23 protein-coding genes are annotated in these 23,497 nt (G+C 66.3%); 6 read left to right on the top strand and 17 right to left on the bottom strand.

Features of this window, described 5'->3' with window-relative positions:
* Positions 1–26: 26 nt before the first annotated feature.
* Positions 27–572 (top strand): TetR/AcrR family transcriptional regulator, encoded by a 546-nt coding sequence (locus FW760_RS10570; protein ID WP_043860011.1) that lies wholly within the window; start codon positions 27–29, stop codon positions 570–572.
* Positions 573–683: 111 nt separating this feature from the next.
* Positions 684–4,160, top strand: coding sequence for a PAS domain-containing hybrid sensor histidine kinase/response regulator (locus FW760_RS10565; protein WP_043860010.1), 3,477 nt, complete (start codon positions 684–686; stop codon positions 4,158–4,160).
* Here the strand turns inward: FW760_RS10565 and rmuC are convergent.
* The gene (rmuC, locus tag FW760_RS10560) at positions 4,132–5,517 is read right to left on the bottom strand and encodes a DNA recombination protein RmuC (RefSeq protein WP_162484864.1); all 1,386 of its coding nucleotides are present in this window, start codon (positions 5,515–5,517) and stop codon (positions 4,132–4,134) included. The genes FW760_RS10565 and rmuC overlap by 29 nt on opposite strands.
* Before the next feature lie 175 nt (positions 5,518–5,692).
* Complete coding sequence (locus tag FW760_RS10555; protein WP_078479791.1) at positions 5,693–6,118, bottom strand: tetratricopeptide repeat protein; 426 nt, start codon at positions 6,116–6,118, stop codon at positions 5,693–5,695.
* Between the two features lie 957 nt (positions 6,119–7,075).
* Here FW760_RS10555 and FW760_RS10550 point away from each other — a divergent pair.
* The 3 genes from FW760_RS10550 to FW760_RS10540 all read left to right on the top strand — a co-directional run bounded on the left by FW760_RS10550 (position 7,076) and on the right by FW760_RS10540 (position 9,537).
* The gene (locus FW760_RS10550; protein WP_446443779.1) at positions 7,076–7,300 is read left to right on the top strand and encodes a hypothetical protein; all 225 of its coding nucleotides are present in this window, start codon (positions 7,076–7,078) and stop codon (positions 7,298–7,300) included.
* A 335-nt stretch (positions 7,301–7,635) separates the two neighbouring features.
* Positions 7,636–8,118 carry a hypothetical protein gene (locus FW760_RS10545; protein WP_054914682.1) on the top strand — a complete coding sequence of 161 codons (483 nt, stop codon included), beginning with the start codon at positions 7,636–7,638 and terminating at the stop codon, positions 8,116–8,118.
* A 144-nt stretch (positions 8,119–8,262) separates the two neighbouring features.
* Positions 8,263–9,537, top strand: a complete 1,275-nt coding sequence (locus FW760_RS10540) for an OmpP1/FadL family transporter (protein ID WP_446443778.1) — start codon at positions 8,263–8,265, stop codon at positions 9,535–9,537.
* A 41-nt stretch (positions 9,538–9,578) separates the two neighbouring features.
* On the opposite strand, the gene FW760_RS10535 is transcribed toward FW760_RS10540, so the two are convergent.
* Complete coding sequence (locus FW760_RS10535; RefSeq protein WP_446443777.1) at positions 9,579–10,514, bottom strand: LysR family transcriptional regulator; 936 nt, start codon at positions 10,512–10,514, stop codon at positions 9,579–9,581.
* Positions 10,515–10,627: 113 nt separating this feature from the next.
* On the opposite strand from FW760_RS10535, the gene FW760_RS10530 reads away from it, so the two are divergent.
* On the top strand, positions 10,628–10,894 hold the full coding sequence (locus FW760_RS10530; RefSeq protein ID WP_043862527.1) for a DUF2798 domain-containing protein: 267 nt from the start codon (positions 10,628–10,630) through the stop codon (positions 10,892–10,894).
* Between the two features lie 7 nt (positions 10,895–10,901).
* On the opposite strand, the gene FW760_RS10525 is transcribed toward FW760_RS10530, so the two are convergent.
* The 14 genes from FW760_RS10525 to cobO form a co-directional block, all read right to left on the bottom strand.
* The gene (locus tag FW760_RS10525; RefSeq protein ID WP_054914684.1) at positions 10,902–11,453 is read right to left on the bottom strand and encodes a glutathione peroxidase; all 552 of its coding nucleotides are present in this window, start codon (positions 11,451–11,453) and stop codon (positions 10,902–10,904) included.
* A 151-nt stretch (positions 11,454–11,604) separates the two neighbouring features.
* Positions 11,605–12,813 carry an MFS transporter gene (locus FW760_RS10520; RefSeq protein ID WP_043862529.1) on the bottom strand — a complete coding sequence of 403 codons (1,209 nt, stop codon included), beginning with the start codon at positions 12,811–12,813 and terminating at the stop codon, positions 11,605–11,607.
* 63 nt (positions 12,814–12,876) lie between these two features.
* On the bottom strand, positions 12,877–13,281 hold the full coding sequence (locus FW760_RS10515) for a MarR family winged helix-turn-helix transcriptional regulator (protein WP_043862530.1): 405 nt from the start codon (positions 13,279–13,281) through the stop codon (positions 12,877–12,879).
* Positions 13,282–13,321: 40 nt separating this feature from the next.
* Positions 13,322–14,515: a glycoside hydrolase family 5 protein gene (locus FW760_RS10510; protein WP_446443776.1), complete on the bottom strand. Its 1,194-nt coding sequence runs from the start codon at positions 14,513–14,515 to the stop codon at positions 13,322–13,324.
* 122 nt (positions 14,516–14,637) lie between these two features.
* Positions 14,638–15,366, bottom strand: coding sequence for an adenosylcobinamide-GDP ribazoletransferase (locus FW760_RS10505; RefSeq protein WP_327781881.1), 729 nt, complete (start codon positions 15,364–15,366; stop codon positions 14,638–14,640).
* A complete protein-coding gene (gene cobC, locus FW760_RS10500; RefSeq protein ID WP_123752775.1) occupies positions 15,366–15,935 on the bottom strand; it encodes an alpha-ribazole phosphatase family protein in 570 nt (189 codons plus the stop codon). Before cobC ends, FW760_RS10505 begins: the two co-directional genes overlap by 1 nt.
* Entirely contained in the window at positions 15,932–16,987 is a 1,056-nt protein-coding gene (gene cobT, locus FW760_RS10495; protein ID WP_088514024.1) for a nicotinate-nucleotide--dimethylbenzimidazole phosphoribosyltransferase, read from the bottom strand. The genes cobC and cobT overlap by 4 nt, the downstream gene beginning before the upstream one ends.
* A gap of 2 nt (positions 16,988–16,989) precedes the next feature.
* Complete coding sequence (gene cobU / locus FW760_RS10490) at positions 16,990–17,505, bottom strand: bifunctional adenosylcobinamide kinase/adenosylcobinamide-phosphate guanylyltransferase (protein ID WP_043862535.1); 516 nt, start codon at positions 17,503–17,505, stop codon at positions 16,990–16,992.
* Between the two features lies 1 nt (position 17,506).
* Complete coding sequence (locus tag FW760_RS10485; RefSeq protein ID WP_104572055.1) at positions 17,507–18,961, bottom strand: cobyric acid synthase; 1,455 nt, start codon at positions 18,959–18,961, stop codon at positions 17,507–17,509.
* A complete protein-coding gene (gene cobD, locus FW760_RS10480; RefSeq protein ID WP_116052137.1) occupies positions 18,958–19,950 on the bottom strand; it encodes a threonine-phosphate decarboxylase CobD in 993 nt (330 codons plus the stop codon). The genes FW760_RS10485 and cobD overlap by 4 nt, the downstream gene beginning before the upstream one ends.
* Complete coding sequence (gene cbiB / locus FW760_RS10475) at positions 19,943–20,851, bottom strand: adenosylcobinamide-phosphate synthase CbiB (RefSeq protein WP_104572054.1); 909 nt, start codon at positions 20,849–20,851, stop codon at positions 19,943–19,945. The genes cobD and cbiB overlap by 8 nt, the downstream gene beginning before the upstream one ends.
* Positions 20,851–21,498 (bottom strand): 5,6-dimethylbenzimidazole synthase, encoded by a 648-nt coding sequence (bluB, locus tag FW760_RS10470; protein ID WP_043862539.1) that lies wholly within the window; start codon positions 21,496–21,498, stop codon positions 20,851–20,853. Before bluB ends, cbiB begins: the two co-directional genes overlap by 1 nt.
* Positions 21,495–22,790 carry a cobyrinate a,c-diamide synthase gene (locus FW760_RS10465; protein ID WP_043862540.1) on the bottom strand — a complete coding sequence of 432 codons (1,296 nt, stop codon included), beginning with the start codon at positions 22,788–22,790 and terminating at the stop codon, positions 21,495–21,497. The genes bluB and FW760_RS10465 overlap by 4 nt, the downstream gene beginning before the upstream one ends.
* Positions 22,787–23,398, bottom strand: coding sequence for a cob(I)yrinic acid a,c-diamide adenosyltransferase (cobO, locus tag FW760_RS10460; protein WP_054914693.1), 612 nt, complete (start codon positions 23,396–23,398; stop codon positions 22,787–22,789). Before cobO ends, FW760_RS10465 begins: the two co-directional genes overlap by 4 nt.
* Between the last annotated feature and the right edge of the window lie 99 nt (positions 23,399–23,497).

Here is a 23,497-nt window from a genome sequence, read left to right as displayed (position 1 = left end):
CAAACCCTTTGTGTTAAGGTCGCGCCATGGCGATCAAAGAAGGTATTCGCACGGGCGGTCGCAGCGCCCGTGTCCAGCAATCGGTGCACAGCGCCGTGCGGGCCCTGCTCCAGGAGCAGGACCGCGCGAGCCTGACCGTACCCATGGTGGCCGCACGTGCCGGCGTCACCCCCTCGACCATCTACCGGCGCTGGGGTGAACTGGCGGCGCTGCTGGCCGACGTGGCGGTGGAGCGCCTGCACCCCGACAGTGAACCCCTCGACACCGGCACCTTGCGCGGCGACCTGCTGGCCTGGGCCGAGCAGTATCTGGACGAGATGAGCTCCGAGCCCGGCCGACACATGATGCGCGACGTGCTCAGCAGCGCCTGCCCCGGCTACTGCACCACCCTGCTGCGCGGCCAGTTGCAGACCTTGCTGGACCGCGCGCAGCAGCGTGGCGAAGCCGGCCCCGGGGTGGAACGGCTGCTCGACCTGCTGGTGGCTCCCACGGTGTTTCGCATTCTGTTCGCCGAAGCGCCCCCGAGCCTGCAGCAGCTGCATGAACTGGTCGAACTGGCCCTGCGCGACTGAGCACTGCGACGCTCTGCCACTGCGACCTTCGTCGGCGCTGACGAAGTGAGAACGGCGTGCCAGACTGATTGATCGTGGTTGGCCGTTACCGTTTTTTCGTTCGGAGTTTTCATGTCGCTGTCCAGCGGGCTGATCGCCCTGGTCGCCCTGGCCTATATGGCCATCATGTTCGCCATCGCCTTCTACGGCGACCGGCGCAGCACCCCGCTGCCGCCCCGCCTGCGCGCGTGGGTGTACAGCCTGTCGCTGGCGGTGTACTGCACCAGCTGGACCTTCTTCGGCGCGGTCGGCCAGGCCGCCGAACAACTCTGGGCCTTTCTGCCCATCTACCTGGGGCCAGTACTGCTGATGCTGTTTGCACCCTGGGTGCTGCAGAAGATGGTGCTGATCAGCAAGCAGGAGAACATCACCTCCATCGCCGACTTCATTGCCGCGCGCTACGGCAAGTCCCAGACCCTGGCCGTGGTGGTGGCGCTGATCTGCCTGGTGGGCGTGCTGCCGTACATCGCCTTGCAGCTCAAGGGCATCGTGCTGGGGGTCAACCTGCTGATCGGTGCCGGGGCCGATGCCACCGGCAGCCGCGTGCAGGACACCGCGCTGGTGGTGTCGCTGGTGCTGGCGCTGTTCAGCATCGTGTTCGGTACCCGCAGCCTGGATGTGACCGAGCACCACCGCGGCATGGTGCTGGCCATCGCCTTCGAATCGCTGGTCAAGCTGCTGGCGTTTCTCGCCGTGGGCGCGTTCATCACCTTCAGTCTGTATGACGGCTTCGACGACCTGTTCAGCCAGGCCCGCCTGGCGCCCGCCCTTGACGGCTACTGGCAGGAAACCATCAACTGGCCGTCGATGATCGTGCAGACCGGCGTGGCGATGATGGCGATCATCTGCCTGCCGCGCCAGTTCCATGTCACCGTGGTGGAGAACATCGAACCGCAGGATATGCGCCTGGCACGCTGGGTGTTTCCGGCCTACCTTATCCTCGCCGCGCTGTTCGTGGTGCCGATTGCCCTGGCCGGGCAGATGCTGCTGCCCAACTCGGTGCTGCCGGACTCGTTCGTGATCAGCCTGCCGCTGGCCGAAGCACACCCGGCGCTGGCCTTGCTGGCCTTTATCGGCGGCGCCTCGGCCGCCACCGGCATGGTCATCGTCGAGGCCGTGGCGCTGTCGACCATGGTCTCCAACGACATGCTGCTGCCCTGGCTGCTGCGGCGCAACAACGCCGAGCGCCCGTTCGAGGTGTTCCGCCACTGGATGCTCACGGTACGCCGGGTGACCATCGTGGTGATCCTGCTGCTGGCCTACGTCAGCTACCGCCTGCTGGGTTCCACCGCCAGCCTGGCCACCATCGGCCAGGTCGCCTTTGCCGCCGTCACCCAACTGGCCCCGGCCATGCTCGGTGCGCTGTACTGGAAGCAGGCCAACCGCCGCGGCGTGTTCGCCGGCCTGGCCACCGGCACCTTCCTGTGGTTCTACACCCTGGTACTGCCGATTGCCGCCCACAGCGTGGGCTGGTCGCTGGAGCTGTTCCCGGGCCTGGCCTGGCTGCACGGCAACCCGCTCAACCTGCCGATCACCCCGCTGACCCAGGGCGTGGTGCTGTCGCTGGCAGGCAACTTCACGGTGTTCGCCTGGGTTTCGATCCTGTCGCGCACGCGGGTATCGGAGCACTGGCAGGCCGGGCGCTTCATTGGCCAGGAAACCAGCGCGCGGCCCAGCAGCCGTTCGCTGCTGGCGGTACAGATCGACGACCTGCTGCACCTGGCCGCGCGCTTTGTCGGCGAAGAGCGTGCGCGCCAGAGCTTCATCCGCTTCGCCTATCGCCAGGGCAAGGGCTTCAACCCCAACCAGAACGCCGACGGCGAATGGATCGAGCACACCGAGCGCCTGCTGTCCGGCGTGCTCGGCACCTCCTCGACCCGCGCCGTGGTCAAGGCGGCCATCGAAGGCCGCGACATGCAGCTGGAGGACGTGGTACGCATCGCCGACGAAGCTTCCGAGGTGCTGCAGTTCAACCGCGCCCTGCTGCAAGGGGCCATCGAGAACATCAGCCAGGGCATCAGCGTGGTCGACCAGTCGCTGCGCCTGGTGGCCTGGAACCGTCGCTACCTGGAACTGTTCAACTACCCCGACGGGCTGATCAGTGTCGGCCGGCCGATTGCCGACATCATCCGCTACAACGCCGAACGCGGCCTGTGCGGCCCGGGCGAGGCCCAGGTGCATGTGGCGCGGCGCCTGCACTGGATGCGTCAGGGGCGCGCGCACACCTCCGAGCGGCTGTTCCCCAATGGCCGGGTGATCGAGCTGATCGGCAACCCCATGCCCGGCGGCGGGTTCGTGATGAGCTTTACCGACATCACCCCCTTCCGCGAGGCCGAGCAGGCCCTCAAGGACGCCAACGAAGGCCTGGAGCAGCGCGTGGCCGAGCGAACCCACGAGCTGTCGCAACTGAACCTGGCGCTGACCGAGGCCAAGAGCCATGCCGAAGCGGCCAACAAGTCCAAGACCCGCTTCCTGGCGGCCGTGAGCCACGACCTGATGCAGCCGCTGAACGCCGCACGGCTGTTCTCCGCCGCGTTGTCGCACCAGGAAGAGGGCCTGTCGGGCGACGCCCAGCAACTGGTGCAGCACATGGACAGCGCCCTGCGTTCGGCCGAAGAGCTGATCAGCGACCTGCTGGACATCTCGCGCCTGGAGAACGGCAAGATCAACCCGGACGCCAAGCCGTTCGCCCTCAGCGAACTGTTCGACGCCCTGGGTGCCGAGTTCAAGGTACTGGCCCAGCAGCAGGGCCTGGATTTTCGCGTGCGTGGCAGCAAGCTGCGGGTGCACAGCGACGTCAAGCTGCTGCGGCGTATCCTGCAGAACTTCCTCACCAACGCCTTCCGCTATGGCAAGAGCCCGATCCTGCTGGGCGTGCGCCGCGCCGGGGACCGCCTGTGGCTGGAAGTATGGGACCGCGGCCCGGGCATTGCCGACGACAAGCTGCAGGTGATCTTCGAGGAATTCAAGCGCCTGGACAGCCACCAGACCCGCGCCGAAAAAGGCCTGGGCCTGGGCCTGGCGATCGCCGACGGCCTGTGCAAGGTGCTCGGCCACCCGCTGGAGGTGCGCTCATCGCCCGGCAAGGGCAGCGTGTTCCGCGTCAGCGTACCGCTGGCCAGCGCCGCGAGCCCGGCCCAGGCCAAGCCAGCCGAACAGGCCGGCCAGCCGCTGGCGGGGTTGCAGGTGCTGTGCGTGGACAACGAAGACAGCATCCTGATCGGCATGAACAGCCTGCTCAGCCGCTGGGGTTGCCTGGTGTCGACGGCGCGCAACCGCGAGGAATGCGCCGCCCTGCTCGACAAGGGCCTGCGCCCGCATCTGGCGCTGGTGGACTACCACCTGGACAACGGCGAAATCGGTACCGAACTGATGGCCTGGCTACGCACGCGCCTGGGCGAGCCGGTGCCGGGGGTGGTGATCAGTGCCGACGGCCACGGCGAGACCGTGGCGCGGGTACATGCCGCCGGCCTCGACTACCTGAGCAAGCCGGTCAAGCCGGCGGCCCTGCGTGCCCTGCTCAATCGTCATCTGAGCCTGGTGCAGTAAGGCCTTCGGCAAGGTTGTCGGTGCCGCCCATGGCGCGCTCCAGCAGGTCGGCCGGCAGGCTCTTGCTGGCCCGCGCGCCGAGCAGCTTGAGCTGCTCGCTGCGACTGATCAGGTTGCCGCGCCCCTCGCAGAGCTTGTTGCGCGCCGCGGCATAGGCCTTGTCGACCTGTTGCAGGCGGTTGCCCAGCTCGTCCAGGTCCTGGATGAACAACACGAACTTGTCGTACAGCCAGCCGGCGCGCTCGGCGATCTCGCGGGCGTTCTGGCTCTGGCGCTCCTGTTTCCACAGGCTGTCGATGACCCGCAGGGTGGCGAGCAACGTGGTCGGGCTGACGATCACGATCTGGCGGTCGAAGGCCTCCTGGAACAGGTTGGGCTCGGCCTGCAGCGCCGCCGAAAACGCCGCCTCGATGGGCACGAACAACAGCACGAAATCCAGGCTGTGCAGGCCCTCGAGGCGGTTGTAGTCCTTGCCCGAGAGGCCTTTGACATGGTTGCGCAGCGACAGCACATGCTGCTTGAGCGCAGCCTGGGCCACGTCGGTTTCACTGGCGTTTACATATTGCTGGTAGGCCGTGAGGCTGACCTTGGAGTCGACCACCACCTGCTTGTCGCCGGGCAGCATGATCAGCACGTCGGGCTGGAAACGCTCGCCATCGGCGCTCTTGAGGCTGACCTGGGTCTGGTATTCGCGGCCCTTTTCGAGCCCCGCATGTTCCAGCACCCGCTCCAGAATCAACTCGCCCCAGTTGCCCTGGGTCTTCTGGCCCTTGAGTGCCTGGGTCAGGTTGGTGGCCTCGTCGCTCAGGCGCTGGTTCAACTGCTGCAGGCGCTCGAGTTCCTTGCCCAGCGAAAAGCGCTCGCGGGCTTCCTGCTGGTAGCTTTCCTCGACGCGCTTCTCGAACGACTGGATACGCTCCTTGAGCGGGTCGAGCAGTTGCCCCAGGTGCTGCTGGCTGGTCTGGGCGAAACGCTGCTCGCGCTCGTCGAAAATCTTCGTCGCCATTTCGGCAAACTGTGCACGCAGCTCGTCGCGCGAGCCCTGCAGATCGTTCAGGCGCTGCTGGTGGCTATCCTGCTGCTCGCGCAGTTCGGCGGCAAGGCCGGCGCAGCGCGCTTCGAGGCGGCGCAGCTCGGCTTCACGGGCGTTGCGTTCAAGGTTCCAGGCATGGGCGGCATCGCGTGCGTTGTCGCGCTCGATCTGCAGCAACTCCAGCTCGCGGCCCTGAGCGGCCAGGCTGGCCTGCTTGGCGGCATTGGCCTGGCCCAGGTCGCTGATTTCGTCACGGCTGGCGTCGAGTTGCGCGCTCAGGCCCTCCTGCGCCAGCAGCGCACTGCTCAGGCGCTCCTCGGCCAGTGCGGCGGCGGCCTGCCTGTCAGCCAGCTGACGTTGCAGACGCACCAGCACCACCACAGCGGGCAAAGCCGCCACCACCATTCCCAGCACGATGCTGGTCAGATCCATTGCAGCCATAGACAGCATGCTCACCCCCAGGGAAATCCCCCAGAGCTTAACAGCCCCGGGCGGTCGATCAGTGGCTCGTGAGTTGCCCGAGCAGCCGCACGGCTTCTTTGGAGCCCTGCGCGGCAGCTTGTTCCAGCCAGTAACGTGCCTGCTCCGGCTCGTTGACCTGGGGCTGGGTGCACAGACGGCCGTATTCGAGCTGTGCCCTGCGGTCACCGGCCCGGGCAGCCTGGCGCAGCAGCTCGTGGCCGATGCGCCGGTCACGGGCGTTGCCGCAATCGCGGCACAGCATCTGCCCCAGCCGGCTCTGCGCCACCACCACACCCTGGCGTGCCGGTTGCTTGAGCAGGCGCCCGGCGAAGTGCTTGACGTTGGGGTTGTCGCCCAGGCGCGGGCTGTCGAGCAGCCACAGGGCCACCTTCAACGAAAAACGTCGGGGCTCGGCAACGGGGGGTTGGGCAGTGGGGCTTGGGGTTTTGCTGCGAAACTTCATAAAAAACGGCGAAGGCAACTCGAGAGGCGCGCCACTCTACCGGATTTTCTCGTGCATGGCCCGAGGGAATTCGAGGCTTTTTTTCCGTCAGACGATGTTTTTTTTTGACACGTCAGTAGACATTTCGCGCGAGCCGAAATGCGCCGCGAAAATTGTCAGACACTTCCTGCATTGCTGGCACCCGCGTCCTAGAGCAGACCCGCATGACAATCCACAGAAGCTGTGGATAACTCGGTGGACAACCCCCTCCTACACCCCGCAAACCCCGGTAGAATGGGGCCCGCGCTCAAACTGACGATTTTTTCACCAGCTAAAAAAAGTGTTTTTTTTCATTGACTTGTACTTTCGAACTGGTCATCGCCAGGGCCCTGCCGCGGTGTAGCGCCACATTGACAAGAGGTGTTACAGGTGTGGACAGGTGCCCCAAAGCGAGGCACGGGATTGCACGAAAATGCTCCGCACGCGCGGTGGTGCCTCCTGGGGCCCTCTTCACAGAACAGCCTGAAATCGAGATAATGGCCGGCTTGGCGCACGAAAAGCACAAAGGGTTGCCACAACCTGGAAACTGCTGTAGTGTTGCCAGCGTTAGTACCAAGCTGAAACTCAATTCTGGCCAAAGCAGTCCTTGCAGCGTCCTGATCCGACAACGGAACAGCACCTGTTGAAACCAGGACCGGCCCACTTGATGACTCCCAGGTAACCATTACCTACTCTTGGCGAGTCACCCTGCAGATTGAACAGGATCTTCACACAGCGGCGCAGAACCTTAGCCCTGACGTGTTGCCTGTCTTCCTAGTACCTACCAGTCAGCCCTGGCGCCACCTAATCAATGCGCTTACCTCTGGCTGCCCTGTTCCAGTCAGGTTCTTCGCTCTAGCCCTAAAGCTTTGCGTTACTGGAACGTTTTATATGAACACGGCTCTTATGCTGTGTCTTTTGCAGGAACATCTAATAACTATGAATACATCCATCCATACTCAGGCTGCCATTCGCACCCTTACCCAGGCATTTGCCCCGTTGAACTGCATGATCCATGCGGCGCGCAAAGGCAGCTTCAGCTTTACCCTGGTCAATGAACACGGCATTGCTCGTCACAGCGAGCGTCTGTATCCGGAGCAGTACGAGAGTGCTGAGCCGCTGCAAGCGGTGATTGACCGGACTCGCCAGGCACTGGTTGCCTGATGGTCGTCTGAGACGCAAGAAGCCCTGCCGGTTGGCGGGGCTTTTTTATGCCTGAAATTCAGTGACCGCCGCGCTCGACCTGCCCTCTGCAAGGCCCGGATTCATTGGCCAAACCCCAACCACCGAAAGCGCTTTAACCCCCACGGCCTAATACCCAAGCGTCATATGGGTTATGCCAAGCCACCACAATCGATTTAAAAACAGTCCTTTACAGCATAGATATGACACTACACTTCAACTCAAGCGGCCTTGCCCGCTTCCGGCGGGCCTGACCCCGACCCACCTGCTGCCAAGCACCAGCGTCCCGCCGGCCATTTACGAAGTTCGAGGGCATTATGGCTATCGCCGCGAGCGAGTTGAGTGAATTCGTCATCCGCCCCACCCTGTTGTACCTGGGCCGCTACTGCCCCAGCGCCGAAGCCCTGCTGCTGGGCATCGCAGCCAGCCAGTCGGGCATGGGTTCGGCCCTGCACGACCGCCGTGGCCACGGCCTGTACCGCATCGGCGAACTGCGCCACCAATCGATCTGGGACCAGTTCCTGGCCCACGACCCCGAACTGGCCAGCCTGGTCCGCGGCCTCGCCAGCCAGCACGCGTTCCTCAGCGGCCCGCACCTGGAACTGACCGTCAACCTGCGCTACGCCACCGCCATCGCCTGGATGCTGGTCGAAGAAAAGGCGCTGCCGCTACCAGAATCCGACGACCTGCTAGGTCTCGCAAGAATCTGGCGTCAAACATTCCAGCCCCACGCCCGTTTACGCGACTTCACCCAGGCCTGGCAGGCATGCGTCGGCAAACCGGCACTCCAGGCCTGCTGAGAACCATTTTCAAACAACCGGATAAAATCAGCGTATCTGGTCGGATTGTCCTACAAAAACGCGGTATCTCCTGATTTAGAGCCTATAGCGCACGTCCAAAATTGTTGATACTTTGCGCTCCGGTGATCCCATGGAGTTCTAATAATGAAAAAAGTAATACTCAAATCCTCACTCGGCCTCGCTGTCGCTTTCGCATCAACTCAACTCTTCGCCAGCGGTTTTGCCCTCAACGAGCAAAGCATCAGCGGCATGGGCACAGGTTTCGCGGGTCGTTCTTCTTCTGCCGATGACGCCAGCACCGTGTTTGGCAACCCTGCCGGCATGTCCCGCCTCAAACGCGAACAAGTGACCGTCGGCGGCGCGGCCATCATTGCCAAGTCCGACATCAGGGGCAGCGGCACCTTCGGCGGCAGCAACGACGGCGACATGGTCCCCGTGGTTGGCGTACCGATGGGCTACTACGTCAAGCCGATCGATGACCACTGGGCATTCGGCTTCGGGGTCTACGTGCCTTTCGGCCTGATCACCGACTACGAGCACGGCTTTGCCGGCCGCTACTTCGGCAGCAAGAGCGAAGTTCAGGTCGTGACCCTGCAACCGACCATCAGCTACGCCTTCAACGACAAGGTCTCGATCGGTTTCGGCCCGACCATCAACCGTATCGACGGCACCCTGGAGTCCGCCGCGCTGAACCGCGCCACCCCAGGCAGCAACGACGGCAAGGTCAAGATCACCGGTGACGACACCGCCGTCGGCTACAACATCGGCGTGATGGTGCAGGCCACCGACAGAACCCGCGTCGGCCTGACCTACCACTCGATGGTCGACTACAAGCTCAAGGGCGACACCAAGATCAGCGGCCCGGGCTTCGGCCCGTTCAGCGGCAGCAAGTTCGACGCCTCGCTGAAGATCAAGACCCCCGAGTCGGTCGACTTCTCGGTCACCCACGAACTGGATGACAACTGGACCCTGTACGCGGGCAGCACCTGGACCCGCTGGAGCCGCCTGGAGTCCATCGTGGTCAACAACGAGGGCACCGGGCCACTGGCACCGGCACTGGGCCAGATCGCCGAAGAACAGAACTGGCACGACACCTGGGCCCACGCCATCGGCGCTGCCTACAAGCTGAACAAGGAATGGACCCTGCGCGCCGGCTTCTCCGTCGACCAGTCGCCAGCCAACAACCAGAACCGTTCGCCACGCATCCCAACCGGCGACCGCAAGGTGTTCAGCCTGGGCGCCGGCTGGAACCCGAGCGACGACATGACCATCGACGTGGCCTACTCGTACCTGATGGAAGAAGACGTCAAGATTCACCAGAGCACCGCCATCACCGACCCTTCGTTCAAGGGCTCGTACAACGCCAAGTACGAAAACAGTGCACACGGCCTGGGTGCTTCGCTGACCTACCGCTTCTGATCGCTGTTGCATGAAAAAACCGCCTTCCAAAGGCGGTTTTTTTATGCCCGTGCGCGCACGCGCCAGGCCTGCGCCAGGCAGTCCTCCACATACGCCATGAAGGCTCGCACCTTGGACGTCAGCGCCGAGCGGTCGGCCACGCACAGGTAGATGTCCATGGGCGAGGTCTGTGCATAGGCCTGGTGGGGTTGGGCATATTCGAACAGCGGCACCAGTTGCCCGTTCTCCAGGTAAGGCCGCGCCACGAACTCGGCCAGGCGCACGATCCCACCCCCCATCACCGCCATCTGCGCCAGCACGTCGATGTCATCGCTGATCGACACATCCCCGAACTCGGCATCGAAACGCAGGCCGTCACGCACAAAGCCCCATCGCAGAAAGCGGCCGTCCACCGGGTAACGGAACACCAGGCAGCGATGCCCCTTCAAGGCTTCCGGGGTGCCGGGCCGGCCGGCACGCTCCAGGTAGGCAGGCGCTGCGCAACAGATGAACGGGATCTGGGCAACGTGCCGCGCCAGCAGGCCGTCTTCCAGCTGGGGGGTGATGCGCACACTCACGTCAATCGACTCGCGCGCGTGGTCCACACGCCGGTCGCTCGTAAGCAATTCAATTGAAAGCTGCGGATAGCGCAGGTTGAATGCCGGCATCAGGGGCGCCAGCACATAGCGCGCGAAGGCCGAAGAAGAGGATATGCACAACCGGCCCTGGGGTTCGCCGTCATCGGCCGTGACGGCCAGCTGCGCCAGCTCCAGATCACGCTCCACATGCCTGACCTTGTCGTAATAGGCGCGACCATTGGGCGTCAACGCCATGCTGCGGGTGGTGCGGGCCAGCAGGCGCACTTGCAGATGGGCTTCCAGGCGCGCGATGTTCTGGCTCACTGCGGCGGCGCTCAAGCCCAGGGTGCGGGCCCCACCGGCGATGCTGCCAGCCTCGACCACCTTGATGAAACTGCGTATCGAGCCCAACAGGTTCACGGCCAAACTCCAGGATTCGTAAGGTTCTCTTTATAAAGACCTAAGCTGGCGTCGTCTACCTCGTACCCTGGCAGCCTGCTAGTCTGGCGCCTCCCCTACCCTCAGGAGCCTGCATGACCAGCCAGACCCGCCCTCGCCCACGCCTGAAACTCGGCGTACGCGCCACCCCCTACGTATTCGCGTTCTACATGTCGTCGATCATGGCGCTGCTGATGTGCTTCGTGATCACCGCCGCCAACAGCGGCGTCGGCGAGCATTACCTGGCCAATGTGCTCAAGGCCTACCAGCTGGCCATGCCGGTGGCCTTCGCCTGCGTGCTGGTGGTACGGCCGATCGTGCTCAAGCTGGTGGCCTGGACCGTCCACCCGGGCAAGGCCTGAGCCCACCTCAGGGCTGCGAGGCGATGGCCTTCTCAATGGCAGCCCTGAACGCCGGGTCGTCCGGCTTGGTCAGGCTGGAGAAGCTGGCCACCACCTTGCCCTGGCGATCGACCACATACTTGTAGAAATTCCACCTGGGCGCATTGCTCTGCCTGGCCAGCTCGCGAAACAGCGGCGTGGCGTCGTCGCCGCGCACCTTCTGTGGCTCGGTCATGGTGAAGGTCACGCCGTAGTTGGCATAGCACACCTTGGCGGTCTTCTCGCTGTCGGCGTCTTCCTGCTTGAAGTCGTTGGACGGCACCCCGAGCATTTCCAGGCCCTGCCCGTGATAAGCCTTGTAGGTGCTCTCGAGCCCTTCGAATTGCGGCGCGAAGCCGCAATAGCTGGCGGTGTTGATCACCACCAGCGGCTTGCCGGCGAAGCGCTCGCACAGGTTCACCTGTTCCTTGGCGCGCAGCTTGGGCAACTCGCCCTGCAGCAAGGCCGGGCAGTCGGCGGCCAGCACGGCCCCCGAACCAACCAGGATCAATAGCGGTACCAACAGCCAGCGTGCGTACATGGTGCGTCTCCCTTGCCTGAGTGCAGGGGTTCAGCTTACGCCTAGCACACGCCCATGCCCAACTGCATCAGCGCCAGACCACCCTGGTGCCAGCCCCACCACACCAGCGCCAGCATCAGGCCAGCCAGCACCAACGCTACCAGGCGCGCGGTCATGCCGCCTCCGGCCGCGCCTGCAGCCGCGCCACCGGGCGCTCGCGCACCGGCCAGTTGAGCGCGGCAGCCAGCAGGCTGAGCAGGATCGAGATCTGCCACACCAGGTCATAGTTGCCGGTACGGTCGTACACCACACCGCCCAGCCAGCCGCCCAGGAATGCGCCCAACTGATGGAACAGAAAGACGATGCCGCCCAGCATGGACAGGTTGCGCACCCCGAACAGGGTGGCGACGGTGCCGTTGGTCAGCGGCACGGTCGACAGCCACAGCAGGCCCATGGCGATACCGAACAGGTAGGCGCTGAACTGGGTCACCGGCGCCCACAGGAACAGCACGATCACCACCGCCCGCAGCAGGTACAGGGTGGTCAACAGGCGCGGCTTGGACATGCGCCCGCCCAGCCAGCCGGCGGTGTAGGTGCCGACGATATTGAACAGCCCGACCAGTGCCAGCACCGTGGTGCCGATGGTGGCCGGCAGGTGCTGGTCGACCAGGTAAGCCGGCAGGTGCACGCCGATGAACACCACCTGGAAACCGCACACGAAAAAGCCCAGCGCCAGCAACCAGAAGCCCGAGTGCGAACAGGCTTCGCGCAGCGCCTGCATCAGGGTCTGTTCGTGCCCCTGGCTGGGCAGCGGGTTATCGCGCAGCATGCCCACCAGCGGCACGATGAAGGCCACCAGCAGGCCCAGCACCAGCAATGCCGCCGACCAGCCCAGCCAGCCGATCAGGCCCAGGGTGCCCGGCAGCATCGCGAACTGGCCGAAGGAGCCTGCGGCGCTGGCGATGCCCATGGCCATGCTGCGCTTGTCTGCCGGCACGGCACGTCCTACCACACCCAGGATCACCGAGAACGAGGTGCCCGACAGGCCGATGCCGATCAGCAGCCCGGCACTGAGCGACAGTGACCACGCCGAGTCCGCCATGCCCATCATCACCAGCCCCACGGCGTAGAGAATGCCGCCGATGATCACCACCTTGGCCGCGCCCAGGCGATCGGCCAGGGCACCGGCAAACGGCTGGGCCAGGCCCCAGATCAGGTTCTGCAAGGCGATGGCGAAGGCGAACACTTCGCGCCCCCAGCCGAATTCGGCGCTCATCGGCGCCAGGAACAGGCCGAAGCCATGCCGCACCCCCAGCGACAATGCCAGGATCAGCGCCGCCCCCAACAGCACCCAACCGCTCGTGCGCCATACCGATGTCATTCTTGTTCTCCCAGACCGCCGCAAGGTTACACGGGTATATACCCGCTTATTGGTGTAGTACGCTCAAGCCAACTGTTCCAACAGGCGCACCAGTTCATCGCGCTGCCCTTCGCCCAGGTTGCTCACCAGGGCATCCTGGGCCTGCTCCCAGGCAGGCGTGGCGGCCACCAGGCGCGCCAGGCCCTTCTCCGTCAGCAGTACGATGCGGTTGCGCAAGTCGACACCTTCGGCCAACGCCACCAGGCCGTCGGCTTCCAGCACCCGCACGTTGCGACCCAGCGTGCTGCGATCCAGGCCCATGGACTCGGCCAGCACCGAGATGCTGGGCTGATCGAGACGCTGCAGATGCCGCAGCAGGGAAAACTGGGCGACATTGATGCCGAAGCCCACAAGGGCTTCGTCATAGTGCCGGCTGACCCCACGGGCGGCCCGGCGCAGATGAGTACAGATGCAATGGCTCTTCAACATAGATGCGTGTATATACCCGTAGTTATCAGGATGCAAGCGTTCAGTGGGGTACGCCATTGAGGGCAAGGCGTTTTCGAATCGGTTCCAACAGGCTGGAGGGCGTGCGCTTGAGCGGGTCCGGCAGGCCCTTTTCGATCGCCTGCCAATAAGCCCACGGCACTTTGGCGCTGCCCAGCTCGTAGTCCATCCCGTCCCAACTGTCTTCGCGAAAGCTGTAGAAGGCCCAGTGCACCTGCTGGCGATCGAGGGTGCCCAGTACATCCTCCAGATAGGCGGTACAGCCCGCCCAGCGGCGCATGCAGCCGAACTCGCCGGCCACCAGGCGATTGGCCGGCACCGCGTGCCTGCCGGCCCAGTCCAGCGGGCGCTGCAGATACTGCTGCACCCGGGCCTTGTTCCATTGCGCAACGCTGCCGCCAAAGGGCGCGGGCCCAGGGTAGGCATAGGGCGTGGCGCGCTCCAGGTTGGGCGCGCTGGTGGCCGCGTAGGGTTCGTACATGTGAAAGCTGTAGAGCAGGCGCTGGTCGTCGAGCGCGCCAGGCCAGTACTCGAAGGCATCGGCTGCGGCGTGCCAGCCGGCATCGAGCATGATCGGGGTAAGTGGATCGACTTCGCGTATCGCCGCCACCAACTGGCGATACAGCGCCGGCAGGTCGCGGGTGCTGCCCTGCTGCTGTCGGTACCAGGCGCGCATCTGCTCGGCGCTGGCGTGCTCGGCCAGGCCGCCGAGTTTCTCGGGCGCCGGTTCGTTGATCAGGTTGTAGGCCGCCACGGCAGGATGGTCCTTGAGCGCCCGCGCCAGGTCACGCCAGAAGTCGGCGGCCTGGGCCCAGTAGGCCTTGTCCTGCCAGAGCCGGTCATCGAACTGGCCGGCGTTGTTCTGTGCCCAGCGCATGCCGGGCAGTGAGAGGGGCGTGATAACGACCTTGAGGCCTGCGGCGTGCGCGCGGTCCAGGGTGGCCTTGAGCGTGGCAAGGTCGGCGGCCGGCAGCCCTTGGTAGGTATCGGCATTACCGAGCAGAAAATCACGCTGCGCCGCTTGCCACTTGTCATAGGACAACCGCACCCAGCTCGCCCCGTAGCCGTGCAGCGCCTCGAAATAGGCCTGGTCGGGCGGCAGGCGGTTGAAGCTGTTGCCGCCATGGCGCGGCGTGTTCCAGAAGTCGATCAGGTCGGCGGCGTGGGCCGGCAGGGACGAACAGGCGACAAGGCAGGCCAGCAGTTGGTTGCGCATCGGGGCACCCCGCAAAGACAGAGGGACGTAAGGCTAGCGCTTGCGAAGGCTGACCACGCGCTGCATTCAGTTGCAAAACACTACGGATTCATGACCGCAGCGAAGAGCTCCTGATGGCCCCTTCAGAGTGCCAGGCTTACCACCACCGCCAGCTCCAGCAGCTCCAGCAACGCCCCTGCTGTATCCCCGGTGGTGCCCCCCAGGCGCTTGAGCATCACCTGGCGCAGCAGCGCGAACACCAGCAGCGCCACGCCCACGGCCAGGATACCGTTCCATCCCGCCAGCACCAGGCACCCCAAACCGGTCGCCAGCAACACCGCCTTGGCTTCGCCACGTGGCAGATGCTCGGCCAGCGCCTGTCCCAGGCCGCCTGCGCGCACATACGGCGTGCACAGGAACAACCCCAGCATCGCCGCCCGCCCCAGTACCGGTGCCAGTAGCAGGCCCACCGCCTGCCCGCTGTCGACCAGCGCGAGCATCGCGCAGAACTTGAGCAGCAGCACCAGTACCAGCGTCACCACCGCAATCGGCCCGCTGCGCGGGTCCTTCATGATCGTCAGGGTGCGTTCGCGATCGCCGAACCCGCCCAGCCAGGCATCGGCGCTGTCGGCCAGGCCATCCAGGTGCAACGCACCGCTCAACCACACCCAGATGCACAGCAGCAGGGCCGCCTGCAGCATCGGCGGGCTGTCCGCCAGCAGCGCGCTGGCCGCCCACAGCACCCCGCCGAACAACAGCCCCACCAGCGGGTAGCACAGCAGGGAGCGCCCCATCTGCTCGGGCGCGGGCATGCCCGCCAGGCGCACCGGCAGGCTGCTGAGAAACTGCAGGGCAATCCAGAACGCCTGCATCAGGCGGCTTCCGTGAAACGACCGTCGGCCGCGCAATGCAGACGGTGCACCGCGCCGTGCCCGACCACCACCTGCAGCAGCTGCTCGCGCGGCAGGCCGCGGGCACGGGCCAGCAGCAGGCGCATCACGCCGCCGTGGGTCACCAGCAGCACGCGCTCGCCGGCGTGGGCCTGATACGCCCGCGCCATGGCCGCCAGCACCCGCTCGGCAAACGCCGTGACCGGCTCGCCACCCGGCGGCGTGAAGGCATAAGGGTCGGCCCAGAACAGCCCCAGGCCCTGTTCGTCGGTAAGCATGAGGTCGGCGGTGCTGCGCCCCTCCCAGTCGCCGAAGTGCAGCTCCTGCAGGCCGGCCTCCAGTTGCATGGGCACGCCCACCTGACCGGCAAGTTCTTCGGCAAATCGCGCGCAGCGCTGCAGCGGCGAGCTGATGATCCGCGTCCACGGCCCGCCCTCGACCACAGCCGCACGCATCTGCGCCCAGCCAAGTTCGGTCAGCGCGTCGTCCAGGCTGCCGCGCAGCCCACCGCCCAGTTCGGTTTCACCATGACGCAGCAGGTCGACGATCATGTATCGCGGTCCGCCACCGCCGCCTCGGCGAAGGTCGCCATCTGCCCGTGCAGGTCGCAGGCCATGCGCAGCAGCGGTACCGCCAGCGCCGCCCCGCTGCCCTCGCCCAGGCGCAGGCCCAGCTCCAGCAGCGGTTGCGCCTGCAACGCTTCGAGCACCCGCTGGTGTCCGGGCTCGGCGCCGCGATGACCGAACAGCAGCCAGGCCCGGCAACCGGGGTTGATGCGCGTTGCAACCAGCGCCGCCACGGTGCAGATAAAACCGTCCACCAGCACCACGATGCCTTGCTGCGCGCACGCCAGGTACGCCCCCACCAGCGCGGCAATCTCGAAGCCGCCAAAGCACAACAGCTGCTCCAATGGGTCGTCGGCCAGCGCCGCGTGGGTGAGCAGCGCGCGCTCGATCACGCGGGTCTTGTGTTCGACACCGGCAGCATTCAGGCCAGTGCCGGGGCCGGTCAGCTCGCCAGGGGTGCATTTGAGCAATGCACTGGCCACCGCACTGGCAGAGGCCGTGTTGCCGATGCCCATTTCGCCGCCGATGAACAGTTGCGCCCCGGCGTCACGCGCACGCAAGGCGCTCTCGCGCCCGGCCTGCAGCGCCAGGCGCCCCTGCTCGGCGGTCATTGCCGGCACCTGGGCGAAGTTGGCGGTGCCCGCCCCGATGCGCAGATGGCGTACACCGGCAAGTTCCAGGGTCAGGTCGACCGTCCCCAGGTCGACCACCTCCAGCTGCGCACCCAACTGGCGGGCCAGCACGCTGATGGCTGCGCCGCCGCCGACGAAGTTCTGCAGCATCTGCCGCGTGACCACCTGCGGATAGGCCGAAACCCCCTCGGCCACCACGCCGTGATCGCCCGCGAAAATCGCGATCCATACCTGCCGCACGCCAGGCTTGAGCTTGCCCTGCAAGCCGGCCAGCTCCACCGCAACCTGCTCCAGCCGGCCCAGTGAGCCGGCTGGCTTGGTCAGCTCGCGCTGGCGCTCCAGCGCCTGTTCGCGCACAGCCAGGTTGATCGGCTGACACGCGTTCTGCCACCAGTTTTGACTCATGTTCAGGCTCCCTTGAGCGTAAGTGGCAGGCCGGCAACGGTCAGCACCACGTGCTGGCAACGTTCGGCAATGGCCTGATGCAGCCAGCCGGCTTCATCGACGTAACGACGGGTCAGCTCGCCCATGGGCACCACGCCCAGGCCGGTCTCGTTGCTGACCAGGATGATTTCACCCGGCAACTGCGCCAGGCAGTCCAGCAGTGCATCGCGCTCGGCGGCCAGGCGCTCGGGGTCCTCGAGCATCAGCAGGTTGGTCAGCCACAGGGTCAGGCAGTCCACCAGCAGGCAACGCTCGGGCGCGGCGGTTTCGCGCAGCACCTGCGCCAGCGCCAGCGGCTCCTCGATCAGCGCCCACTCGGCAGGGCGACGCGCACGGTGCAGTTGCACGCGAGCATTCATTTCACCGTCCAGCGGCTCGCTGGTGGCGATATAGGTCACCGCCAGCGCGCTGTCGACGGCGTATTGTTCGGCCAGGCGGCTCTTGCCCGATCGGGCGCCGCCAAGAATCAGCTTGAGCATGTCAGTCCAGCCCGCAGAGTTGACGAAGCCGGGCGCCGTCCAGGTGCGTGTCCACCAGGTCGGCCAGGCGTTCGATGTCCAGTTCACGCAGAGCATGGTAGTCCACCTGCTGCACATCGTTCAGGCCAGCCCAGCGCAGCAGCGCCGTGCACGAATGCGGCGACTCGAACAGGCCGTGCAGGTAGGTGGCCAGGATCTGCCCGTCGGCGCTGACCGCGCCATCGCTGCGACCGTCGGCCAACTGTACGGCGGGCTGCGCCAGCGCCGGCCCGCGGGTGACCCCGGCATGGATCTCGTAGCCACTGACGGGCGCCTGCTCCAGGTTCAGCGTGCCGCTGACATTGCGCAGCTGCTTCTCGGCCTCCAGCTGCGTGCTGTAGTCCAGCCAGCCCAGGCCCGCGCTGCTGCCGGCGGCGCCTTCAAGGCCCAGTGGGTCATGCACGTAGGTCCCGAGCATCTGCAGGCCACCACAGATGCCCAGCAGTTTGCCGCCGTAGCGCAGGTGGCGGGTTATCGCCTCTTCCCAGCCGCGCTCGCGCAGGTGCGCCAGGTCGCTGCGCACGCTCTTGGAGCCCGGCAGGATGATCAGGTCGGCCGGCGGTATCGCGTCGCCCGGCCCGATGAACTGCAGATCCACCTGCGGATGCAGGCGCAGCGGGTCGAAGTCGGTATGGTTGCTGATGCGCGGCAGCACCGGCACGATCACCTTGAGCACCTGCGCGGCTTTCTGGCCCTGGCGCCGGTCCAGGCCATCCTCGGCTTCCAGATGCAGGTCCAGCACATACGGCAGCACGCCCAGCACCGGCTTGCCGGTACGCGCCTCGAGCCAGTCCAGGCCGGGCTGCAGCAGGGCGATGTCGCCACGAAAGCGGTTGATCACGAAGCCCTTGACCCGCGCCTGCTCGCTGGGCGACAGCAGCTCCAGGGTGCCGACCAGGTGTGCGAACACCCCGCCGCGGTTGATATCGGCGATCAGGATCACCGGGCAGTCGACCGCCTCGGCAAACCCCATGTTGGCGATGTCCCCGGCCCGCAGGTTGATTTCGGCCGGCGAGCCCGCGCCCTCCACCATCACCACCGGGTAGGCGTCGCTCAGGCGCTGGTGCGAGGCCAGTACCGCCTGCATGGCGATGGCCTTGTAGTCGTGATAGGCCACCGCGTTCATGCTGGTGACCGCGCGGCCATGCACGATCACCTGGGCTCCGGTCTCGCTGTTGGGCTTGAGCAGTACCGGGTTCATGTCGGTATGCGGCGCCAGCCCGGCGGCCTGGGCCTGCACCGCCTGGGCACGGCCGATTTCGCCGCCGTCGGCCGTCACCGCACTGTTGAGTGCCATGTTCTGCGGCTTGAACGGCACGACACCCACGCCCTGGCGCGCCAGCCAGCGGCACAGCGCGGTCACCAGGGTGCTCTTGCCGGCATCGGAGGTGGTGCCTTGCACCATCAGGGTGGTCATGGGTGTTCCTTGCGGTAGTCGTCCAGCGCCTGGACCAGGCGCTGCCAATCGGTGTCGGTGGCCGGCAGGCCGAAACGCAGGCTGCCCAGGTGCTCGAACAGGCGCAGCAGGATGCCGCGCCGCGCCATGAACTGGTGCAACTGCGCGGCGTGGGCAAGCTCCAGGTACTGGAACAGGTCGCAGCCGCCGGCCGGCGTGAAGCCGGCAGCATCGAGTACCTGCGCCAGGCGTGTGCTGGCCTCGGCGCAGCGGGTGATCTGGCGCTGCTGGGCGCCATGGTCGAGCAGGCAGGCCTGGCCCAGCATCCGCGTGGGCCCGGCGATCGACCAGGGCCCCAGTTGTTCGGCCAGCAGCTGCAGCAGTTGGCGTTCGGCCAGCACGAAGCCCAGGCGTACACCGGCCAGGCCGAAGAACTTGCCGAACGAGCGCAGCACGATCAGCCCGTTGCGCCAGGTTTCGGCGGCGATGCTGTGTTGCGGGGTGTTGTCCATGAACGCTTCATCCACCACCAGCCAGCCACCGCGCTGGGCCAGGCGGGCGTGCCAGCCCAGCAGGCGCTCGGCGCTCAACAGGCGCCCGGTGGGGTTGTTGGGGTTGACCACCACCAGCACATCGAGGCTGTCGAGAAAGAACTCCACCTCGGCCTCGCCGACTTCACGCACGCGGTGCCCGGCGCGCCGCCAGCCCTCGGCATGTTCGGCGTAGCACGGCGACAGCACACCGACCTTGCCACTGCGACGCAAGCGCGGCAGGGCCTGGATGGCGGCCTGGGACCCGGCCACCGGCAGCAGTTGCGGCACGCCGTAGTACTCGCGGGCCGCCTGCTCCAGGCCATCGTCGGTTTCGGGCAGGCGTGCCCAGGCGCGCAACGGGATCTCGGGGATCGCGAAGGGCCACGGCGCGATGCCGCTGGACAGGTCGACCCAGTCCTGCACTGCGATGCCGTACTCCAGCACCGCCCGTTGCAAACGACCACCGTGTTCAAGCATAGAATTGCGCCCCCACGCACAACAGCAGCAACCACAACCACACGCCCTTGCACACCAGTTGCCAACCACGCTCGATGGCGTCAGCATCGGCCGGCGGGCCTTCGCCCAGTTGCGGGCGCTGGTGCAGCTCGCCGTGGTACACCGCCGCGCCGCCCAGCTCGACACCCAGCGCACCGGCGCCAGCTGCCATCACCGGGCCGGCGTTGGGGCTGTCCCACAACGGCGCCTGACGGCGCCAGCAGCTCAGTGCCAGGCGCGTCCTGCCCAGCACCGCGTAGGTCAGGGCCACCAGCCGCGCCGGAATATAGTTGAGCAGATCGTCGATGCGCGCTGCGGCCCAGCCAAAGCGCTCGAAGCGCTCGTTGCGATAGCCCCACATGGCATCCAGGGTATTGCTCAGGCGATACAGCACCACACCTGGCGCCCCCGCCACCACGAACCAGAACAGGGCGGCGAACACTGCATCACTACCGTTCTCCAGCACCGATTCGGTGGCGGCACGCGCCACGGCGGTGTCATCCAGTTCGTCGGTTTCACGGCTGACCAGGTAGCCCACGCGGCGGCGCGCTTCGTCCAGGTCGCCGCCACGCAGCGCCTCGGCCACGGGCCGTACATGTTCGCCAAGGCTACGCAGGCCCAGCGCGCAGTACAGCGCCAGTATCTCCACCAGCCAGCCGATGTAGGGCAGCCACGACAGCACAGTCACCAGCAAAGTCAGGGGCACCACCGCCAGAAACCACGCGGTGACGCCATGGCTGCGCCAGCCACGACCGCCGGCATTGAAGCGTTGTTCCAGGCGTCCGGCATAACGGCCGAACGCGACCAGCGGGTGCGCACGCCGGGGCTCGCCCAGCAAGGCATCCAGCGCCACCCCGGCCACACTCAGCAAGGCCACACTCATCAACGCTCTCCCCAATGGTTTTCGTAGAGCATCTCGCTCAATGGCCGCTCGCGGGCCCAGCCTTCGAGCACCAGCATGGGCGCCTCGTAGAACGCCTCGACCGGGCCCAGGCACAGTACCGCCAGCGGTTTGGCACCGGCCGGCATGCCCAGCAGGTCGGCCAGTGCCTGCGGTTCGAACAGCGACACCCAGCCCATGCCCAGGCCCTCGGCACGGGCCGCCAGCCACAGGTTCTGGATGGCGCACGACAGCGAGGCCAGGTCCATTTCCGGCAAGGTGCGACGGCCGAAGATGTGCGCCTCGCGCCCGTCCATCAGCGCCGCCACCAGCACCTCGGCGCAATCGTTGATGCCCTCGACCTTGAGCCGCATGAAATCGTCAGAACGCTGCCCCAGTGCCTCGGCGGTGCGCACCCGCTCCTGCTCCACCAGCGCCTGGATCTGCTGGCGCAGCTCGCGACGGGTGATGCGGATGAAACGCCAGGGCTGCATCAGACCCACGCTCGGGGCCTGGTGCGCCGCCTGCAGCAGGCGTGCCAGCAGCTCGGGGGCCACCTCGCCGCCGCTGAAATGGCGCATGTCGCGACGTTCGCCGATGGCGCGGTAGACCGCCGCGCGCTCGGCGTCGTTGAAGGCCTGGTCGCTCATGGTGCCAGCAGCGCCGCCAGCGCAGACGGGTTGGACGGGAAGTAGAAATGCACATACGAGGCCGTCAGCCGGCCGCAACGGTACACCGCCTCGGCGCCGCGCCCGCCGTTGGGGCTTTGCCCGCGGGCGATGGGTTCGAGCGCGGTGCTGGTCAGCGAATGGTGATAGGTATGCCCGCGCAGGGTGCCCTCGGGCAGCTCTACCGCTTGCAGGGCCAGGGCCGCCAGGCGCTTCTGCATCACCGCCTCGCCCGGCAGCAGGCCGGCCAGTTCGGCCCGTTCGCCGGCCACATCGGTCAGTGCATCGAGCAGGTAGAGCATGCCGCCGCATTCGGCCAGCAAGGGCTTGCCGGCCTGGTGATGGGCCCGGATCGCCGCCAGCATCGGCGTGTTGGCGGCCAGCGCATGGTGGTGCAGCTCAGGGTAGCCGCCGGGCAGGTACAGGCTGTCGCAGTCTGGCAGCAGGCGGTCGTGGATCGGCGAGAAGAAGCTCAGCTGTGCGCCCATCTCGCGCAACAGGTCCAGGCTGGCGCCATAGGTGAATGCGAAGGCTTCGTCGCGCGCCACGCCGATCCGCACGCCGGCCAGCAGTGGCTCGATGCTGCGCGGCTGCGGCGCATCGAAGGCCACCGCCGGCGGCAGGGCCGACTCGCAGCTGTCGCCCAGGGCGTTGGCGGCGGCGTCCAGGCGCAGGTCCAGGTCGGTCAGTTCACTGGCCTGCACCAGGCCCAGGTGGCGGCTGGGCAGTTCGATGCCGGTTTCCCGCGACAGCCCGCCGTACCAGCGCAGGCCTTCGGTCAGGCTGCCTTCGAGCAGTTGCGCGTGACGCAGCGAGCCCACACGGTTGGCCAGCACGCCGGCAAACGGCAGGTCGGGCTGGTAGCGCGCCAGGCCCAGGGCCAGCGCGCCGAAGGTCTGGGCCATGGCCGTGCCGTCGATCACCGCCAGCACCGGCACGCCGAAATGCCGCGCCAGGTCGGCGCTGGACGGCGTACCGTCGAACAGCCCCATCACCCCTTCGATCAGGATCAGGTCGGCGTCGGCGGCGGCTTCCCACAGCAGGCGCCGGCTTTCCTCGGCGCCGACCATCCACAGGTCCAGCTGGTACACCGGGGCGCCACTGGCGCGCTCCAGAATCATCGGGTCGAGAAAGTCCGGGCCACACTTGAACACCCGGACCTTGCGCCCCTGGTTGCGGTGCAGGCGCGCCAGTGCGGCCGTCACCGTGGTCTTGCCCTGGCCAGATGCAGGTGCCGCGATCAGCACCGCCGGGCAATGACGGGTTTGCCTCATAGTTCCACGCCCTTCTGGGCACGGATGCCGGCCTGGAAGGCATGCTTGACCATGCCCATCTCGGTCACGGTGTCGGCCAGCTCGATCATCTCGGGCTTGGCGCCGCGGCCGGTGACGATCACATGCTGCATCGGTGGGCGTGCCTGCAGGTCGCCGAGCACCTGATCGAGGTCGAGGTAGCCGTGCTTGAGGGCGATGTTGAGCTCATCGAGCACTACAAAACCGATGGCCGGGTCCTGCAGCAACTGGCGCGAAACCGCCCAGGCAGCCTCGGCGGCGGCGATGTCGCGCTGGCGGTCCTGGGTTTCCCAGGTAAAGCCCTCGCCCATCACGTGGTAGCGCACCTGTTCGGGGAAGCGGCGGAAGAACAGCTCCTCGCCGGTGCTGTTGCGGCCCTTGATGAACTGCACCACGCCACATTGCATGCCGTGGCCCAGGGCCCGCGCCAGCATGCCGAAGGCCGAGCTGCTCTTGCCCTTGCCGTTGCCGCTGAGTACCAGCAGCAGGCCGCATTCGTTGGGCGAGTTGGCAATGCGTTCGTCGATTACCGCTTTTTTGCGCAGCATGCGCGCCAGATGGCGTTCGTCGCGATCGGTGGTGTCGGTCATCGGAGGCTCCGTGGGCAACTGGCGCGCACAGGGACCGGGGGGATCGAGTCGGCGCGACAGCAGGTTGGCGATGGCACACGGAAAACGCGCAGGCCCTGC

The organism is Pseudomonas sp. 1176_21, assembly GCF_052850635.1.
The sequence above is the reverse complement of the archived record's forward strand: the minus strand, read 5'-3'. Positions and strand labels throughout refer to the sequence as shown.

What these genes read in the sequence shown, in the direction of transcription:
- FW760_RS10555 (WP_078479791.1), bottom strand. Translation starts at nt 6,118, where the DNA reads ATGAAGTTTCGCAGCAAAACCCCAAGCCCCACTGCCCAACCCCCCGTT.
- cobO (WP_054914693.1), bottom strand. Translation starts at nt 23,398, where the DNA reads ATGACCGACACCACCGATCGCGACGAACGCCATCTGGCGCGCATGCTG.
- FW760_RS10570 (WP_043860011.1), top strand. Translation starts at nt 27, where the DNA reads ATGGCGATCAAAGAAGGTATTCGCACGGGCGGTCGCAGCGCCCGTGTC.
- FW760_RS10550 (WP_446443779.1), top strand. Translation starts at nt 7,076, where the DNA reads ATGAATACATCCATCCATACTCAGGCTGCCATTCGCACCCTTACCCAG.
- cobD (WP_116052137.1), bottom strand. Translation starts at nt 19,950, where the DNA reads ATGCTTGAACACGGTGGTCGTTTGCAACGGGCGGTGCTGGAGTACGGC.
- FW760_RS10465 (WP_043862540.1), bottom strand. Translation starts at nt 22,790, where the DNA reads ATGAGGCAAACCCGTCATTGCCCGGCGGTGCTGATCGCGGCACCTGCA.
- FW760_RS10565 (WP_043860010.1), top strand. Translation starts at nt 684, where the DNA reads ATGTCGCTGTCCAGCGGGCTGATCGCCCTGGTCGCCCTGGCCTATATG.
- FW760_RS10545 (WP_054914682.1), top strand. Translation starts at nt 7,636, where the DNA reads ATGGCTATCGCCGCGAGCGAGTTGAGTGAATTCGTCATCCGCCCCACC.
- bluB (WP_043862539.1), bottom strand. Translation starts at nt 21,498, where the DNA reads ATGAGCGACCAGGCCTTCAACGACGCCGAGCGCGCGGCGGTCTACCGC.
- FW760_RS10530 (WP_043862527.1), top strand. Translation starts at nt 10,628, where the DNA reads ATGACCAGCCAGACCCGCCCTCGCCCACGCCTGAAACTCGGCGTACGC.
- cobC (WP_123752775.1), bottom strand. Translation starts at nt 15,935, where the DNA reads ATGATCGTCGACCTGCTGCGTCATGGTGAAACCGAACTGGGCGGTGGG.
- FW760_RS10520 (WP_043862529.1), bottom strand. Translation starts at nt 12,813, where the DNA reads ATGACATCGGTATGGCGCACGAGCGGTTGGGTGCTGTTGGGGGCGGCG.
- FW760_RS10510 (WP_446443776.1), bottom strand. Translation starts at nt 14,515, where the DNA reads ATGCGCAACCAACTGCTGGCCTGCCTTGTCGCCTGTTCGTCCCTGCCG.
- FW760_RS10525 (WP_054914684.1), bottom strand. Translation starts at nt 11,453, where the DNA reads ATGTACGCACGCTGGCTGTTGGTACCGCTATTGATCCTGGTTGGTTCG.
- FW760_RS10485 (WP_104572055.1), bottom strand. Translation starts at nt 18,961, where the DNA reads ATGACCACCCTGATGGTGCAAGGCACCACCTCCGATGCCGGCAAGAGC.
- cobU (WP_043862535.1), bottom strand. Translation starts at nt 17,505, where the DNA reads ATGCTCAAGCTGATTCTTGGCGGCGCCCGATCGGGCAAGAGCCGCCTG.
- FW760_RS10505 (WP_327781881.1), bottom strand. Translation starts at nt 15,366, where the DNA reads ATGCAGGCGTTCTGGATTGCCCTGCAGTTTCTCAGCAGCCTGCCGGTG.
- cobT (WP_088514024.1), bottom strand. Translation starts at nt 16,987, where the DNA reads ATGAGTCAAAACTGGTGGCAGAACGCGTGTCAGCCGATCAACCTGGCT.
- FW760_RS10540 (WP_446443778.1), top strand. Translation starts at nt 8,263, where the DNA reads ATGAAAAAAGTAATACTCAAATCCTCACTCGGCCTCGCTGTCGCTTTC.
- FW760_RS10515 (WP_043862530.1), bottom strand. Translation starts at nt 13,281, where the DNA reads ATGTTGAAGAGCCATTGCATCTGTACTCATCTGCGCCGGGCCGCCCGT.
- cbiB (WP_104572054.1), bottom strand. Translation starts at nt 20,851, where the DNA reads ATGAGTGTGGCCTTGCTGAGTGTGGCCGGGGTGGCGCTGGATGCCTTG.